We start from the raw sequence: 3,907 nt of genomic DNA, 5'->3' as shown, positions 1-3,907 counted from the left end.
CCCGCCCGGGGTTTGCCGGGCGGGGGGGTCAGCGGAGGCCGCGGCGGGCCTGGATGCGGCGGAGCGCCGCCTCGAGGGCGTCGATGTCCTCGGTTGTGTTGTAGAAGGCGAGGGAGGGGCGCACGGTGGTCTCCAGCCCGAAGCGGCGCAGGATCGGCTGGGCGCAGTGATGGCCGGCGCGCACCGCGATGCCCTCGCGGTCGAGCGCGGCGCCGACATCCTGGGTGCGGCAGCCGTCGAGCACGAAGGAGAGCACGCTGGCCTTCTCCGCCGCGGTGCCGATGAGCGTGAGGCCGGGCACGGCGAGCAGCTTTGCGGTCGCATAGACCAGAAGCTCGTGCTCGTAGCGCGCGATCACCTCCATGCCGATCGCCTCGACATAGTCGATTGCCGCGCCCAGCCCCACGGCGTCGGCGATGTTGCCGGTGCCGGCCTCGAAGCGCTCGGGCGGGCCGTTATAGATCGTCTTCTCGAAGGTGACGTCGGCGATCATGTTGCCGCCGCCCTGCCAGGGCGGCAGGTCCTTGAGCACCTCCGGCTTGCCGTAGACCACGCCGATGCCGGTGGGACCGAACACCTTGTGGCCGGAGAAGACGAAGAAGTCGGCGTCGAGCGCCTGCACGTCCACCGCCATGTGCGAGACCGACTGGGCGCCGTCCACCAGCACCCGCACGCCGTGGCGGTGGGCGATGGCCACCAGCTCCTTCACCGGCACCACCGTGCCGAGCGCGTTCGAGACCTGCGCCACCGCGACGAGGCGGGTGCGCGGGTTGATCAGCCGCTCGAACGCCTCGACGATCACCTGTCCGGTGTCGTCGACCGGCGCCACCCGCAGCCGCGCCCCCTTCTCGGCGGCGAGCTGCTGCCAGGGCACGATGTTGGCGTGGTGCTCGAGATGGGTGACGACGATCTCGTCGCCCTCCTTCACGTGGCGCCGGCCATAGGTCTGCGCCACGAGGTTGATCGCCTCGGTCGCCCCGCGCACGAAGACGATGTCCTTCGTCGAGCCGGCATTGAGGAAGCGGCGCACCTTCTCGCGCGCCGCCTCATAGGCGTCGGTCGCCCGCGCGGCGAGGGCGTGGGCGGCGCGGTGGATGTTGGAGTTCTCATATGCGTAGAAATGGCTGAGCCGGTCGATCACCGCCTGCGGCTTCTGGGTCGTGGCGGCGTTGTCGAGCCAGATCAGCGGCTTGCCGTGGACGCTCTGCTGCAGGATGGGGAAGTCGCGCTTCACCGCGTGGGGGTCGAACGGGTGCGGCGAGGGGCCGAGGTCCGGCACCAGCTCGGGCCGCAGCCCGGCCGCGACGCCGGTGAAGTCGAGGCCCCGCGCCGCCGGGTGGGCCGGTTCCGCCGGAAGGGCGGGCAGGCCGCGCGGCCCATCGGCCACCGGTGCGCGGGTCTCTCCCTCCCGCAGGAAGTAGTAGCCGTCCTCGCTCGGCCGGGCGATGCCGGCGGGCAGGGCCGGGGCGTGTCCGGGCGCGGCGCTGCCGCCGGGCGGACGGCGGGCGTCGAGCGCGACCACGTTGCCGAGCCCCGCCGGCAGCCCGGCGAAGTCGAACGGCGCGGGAAAGGCCGGCACGAACAGGCCGGGCGAGCTTCCCGGCTGCGGCACCGCCGGCGCGCCGGGAACCGCGACCGCGCTGCCCGGTCCCGGCGCCGGAAGGTTCGGCGTCGGCACCGCGGAGGGGATGGTGACGGGCGGCACGTCGGGCGGCCCCACCGGCAGCTGGACCGGCAGGTGCGGCGCGAGCGTCGTCACCGCCGGGGCGCCGGGCAAGAGGCCGGGACCCGGCGGGGTGGAGGGCGGGCTCACCACCTGGGGCGCGCCGCCGCCGGGAACGCCGCCACCCTGAACGGCGCCGCCCTGGAACAGCGCGTTGGCGAGCTGGGCGATCACCCCGGGGTCGGGCCAGCCGGAGGGCAGGCCGGGGGGCAGGCCGGGGGGAAGGCCGCGTGCGGCCTCCGGGCCCGACAGGTCGAGCACGAGCGGCTCCGGCCCGGCGCCGGCCGCGGGCTCCGGCGCCGCCGGGAGCGCCTCAGGCGTAGGTGTCAGGATAGGCATGGTACTTGTCCACCTCGACATCCTCGAGCACCGCCAGCGCGTCGTGCGTGAGCACCGCGGCCGAGCAGTAGAGCGAGATGAGATAGGAGGCGATCGCCTTGCGGTTGATGCCCATGAAGCGAACGGAAAGGCTCGGCGCCACCTCGCTCGGCACGCCCGGCTGGAACAGGCCGATCACGCCCTGCTTCTTCTCGCCGGTGCGCAGCAGCAGGATCCTGGTCTTGCCGTTCTCGTCGATGAACAGCTTGTCGGAAGGCACCAGCGGCAGGCCGCGCCAGGTGATGAAGGGGGTGCCGAACAGCGTCACCGTCGGCGGCGGCACGCCGCGGCGGGTGCATTCGCGGCCGAAGGCGGCGATGGCGCGGGGATGGGCGAGGAAGAAGGAGGGTTCCTTCCAGACCTTGGTGATGAGTTCGTCGAGGTCGTCCGGCTGCGGCGCGCCGGTGCGGGTGCGGATGCGCTGCGAGGGGGCGGCGTTGGCGAGCAGCCCGTATTCGGCATTGTTGATGAGCTCGCTCTCCTGCTTCTCCTTCACCTTCTCGATCAGGAGGCGGAGCTGCTCCTGGATCTGGTCGTAGGGGTGGGAGTAGAGGTCGGAGACCCGGGTCTGCACGTCGAGGACGGTGGTGACCGCGTTGAGGGAATATTCGCGCGGGGCGTCCTCGTAGTCGACGAAGGTCTCCGGCAGGTCCGGGTCCTGGTCGCGGCGGGGCGAGCACTGCACGTCGGCATCGGCGGCGCCGTCGGCGTCCTTCACCCGGTTGAGCCGGTAGATGCCGGCCTCGACCGGCGTCCACGGCAGGAAGGACACCAGCCAGCGCGGGCTGATGCCCGCCCACTGGGCCCGGGTCTTGGTGGCATTGGCGAGCTGCCGTGCGGCGGCCTCGCTCAATGTGCGACGAATGGCAGGCTCTTCGGTCATTCCGTTCCCCGTCAGGATGAAGATCCGGGCCGTTCCGGCGCCGGGTTCGTTGCGGCCGCCCCGCCCGTCGAGCGGGTCTGGGCCTGGGTGATGTGGCTGCCCGGCGGCACCGAATGGGTGAGCCAGACATTGCCGCCGATGCTGGAGCCGCGGCCGATGGTGACGCGCCCGAGCACGGTGGCGCCGGCATAGATGACGACGTCGTCCTCGATGATGGGATGGCGCGGCCTGCCCTTGATCAGCGCGCCGCGCGCATCGGCGGGGAAGCTCTTCGCCCCCAGCGTCACCGCCTGGTAGAGCCGGACCCGGGCGCCGATGACCGCGGTCTCGCCGATGACGACGCCGGTGCCGTGGTCGATGAAGAAGCTGCCGCCGATCTGCGCGCCGGGGTGGATGTCGATGCCGGTGCGGGAATGGGCGATGTCGGAGATGAAGCGGGCGAGGAAGGTGGCGCCGAGCCGGTGCAGCGCGTGGGCGAAGCGGTGGTGCAGGATGGCGGTGAGGCCGGGATAGACCAGCAGGATCTCGGAATAGCCGGTGGCGGCGGGATCGCCGTCATAGGCGGCGTGGAGGTCGCTCACCAGCAGCCCGCGGATCGCCGGCAGCCCGGCGGCGAAGGCGCGGGTGATCTCCACCGCCTGCCGGCGGAACTCGGCCTCGCCGCGATCTTCCTGCAGCGAGAAGGGCAGGCTGCGCGCCACCTGCTCGGACAGCAGGGTGAGGGCTTCGTTGAGCGTCGCCCCGACATAGTAGTCGATGGTCTCGGCGGTGAGGCCGGGCTCGCCGTAATGGGCGGGAAACAGCGCGGCGGCAAAGCCCTGGAGCGAGCGCACGATCGCCTCGCGCGACGGCGGCGGCCGCAGCCGGCCCCGATGGCGGATGTTATGGCTCACATCCCGCGACAGCTTCAGCCCCGCAACAAC

At 72.2% G+C, this 3,907-nt stretch carries 3 protein-coding genes; all 3 read right to left on the bottom strand.

The window, feature by feature from the left end; all coding sequences use genetic code 11:
* Positions 1–28: 28 nt before the first annotated feature.
* Complete coding sequence (locus KHC27_RS13750) at positions 29–2,062, bottom strand: family 2A encapsulin nanocompartment cargo protein cysteine desulfurase (RefSeq protein ID WP_213339956.1); 2,034 nt, start codon at positions 2,060–2,062, stop codon at positions 29–31.
* Positions 2,037–2,984: a family 2A encapsulin nanocompartment shell protein gene (locus KHC27_RS13745; protein WP_213339955.1), complete on the bottom strand. Its 948-nt coding sequence runs from the start codon at positions 2,982–2,984 to the stop codon at positions 2,037–2,039. The genes KHC27_RS13750 and KHC27_RS13745 overlap by 26 nt, the downstream gene beginning before the upstream one ends.
* A gap of 11 nt (positions 2,985–2,995) precedes the next feature.
* The coding region (gene epsC, locus KHC27_RS13740; protein ID WP_213339954.1) for a serine O-acetyltransferase EpsC at positions 2,996–3,907 on the bottom strand (912 nt) is incomplete at its 5' end.

Source organism: Ancylobacter lacus (genome assembly GCF_018390635.1).
Lineage (GTDB): Bacteria > Pseudomonadota > Alphaproteobacteria > Rhizobiales > Xanthobacteraceae > Ancylobacter > Ancylobacter lacus.
The sequence above is the reverse complement of the archived record's forward strand: the minus strand, read 5'-3'. Positions and strand labels throughout refer to the sequence as shown.

Excerpts from the sequence above, each read along its gene's own strand:
- KHC27_RS13750 (WP_213339956.1), bottom strand. The coding sequence starts at position 2,062 with ATGCCTATCCTGACACCTACGCCTGAGGCGCTCCCGGCGGCGCCGGAG.
- KHC27_RS13745 (WP_213339955.1), bottom strand. The coding sequence starts at position 2,984 with ATGACCGAAGAGCCTGCCATTCGTCGCACATTGAGCGAGGCCGCCGCA.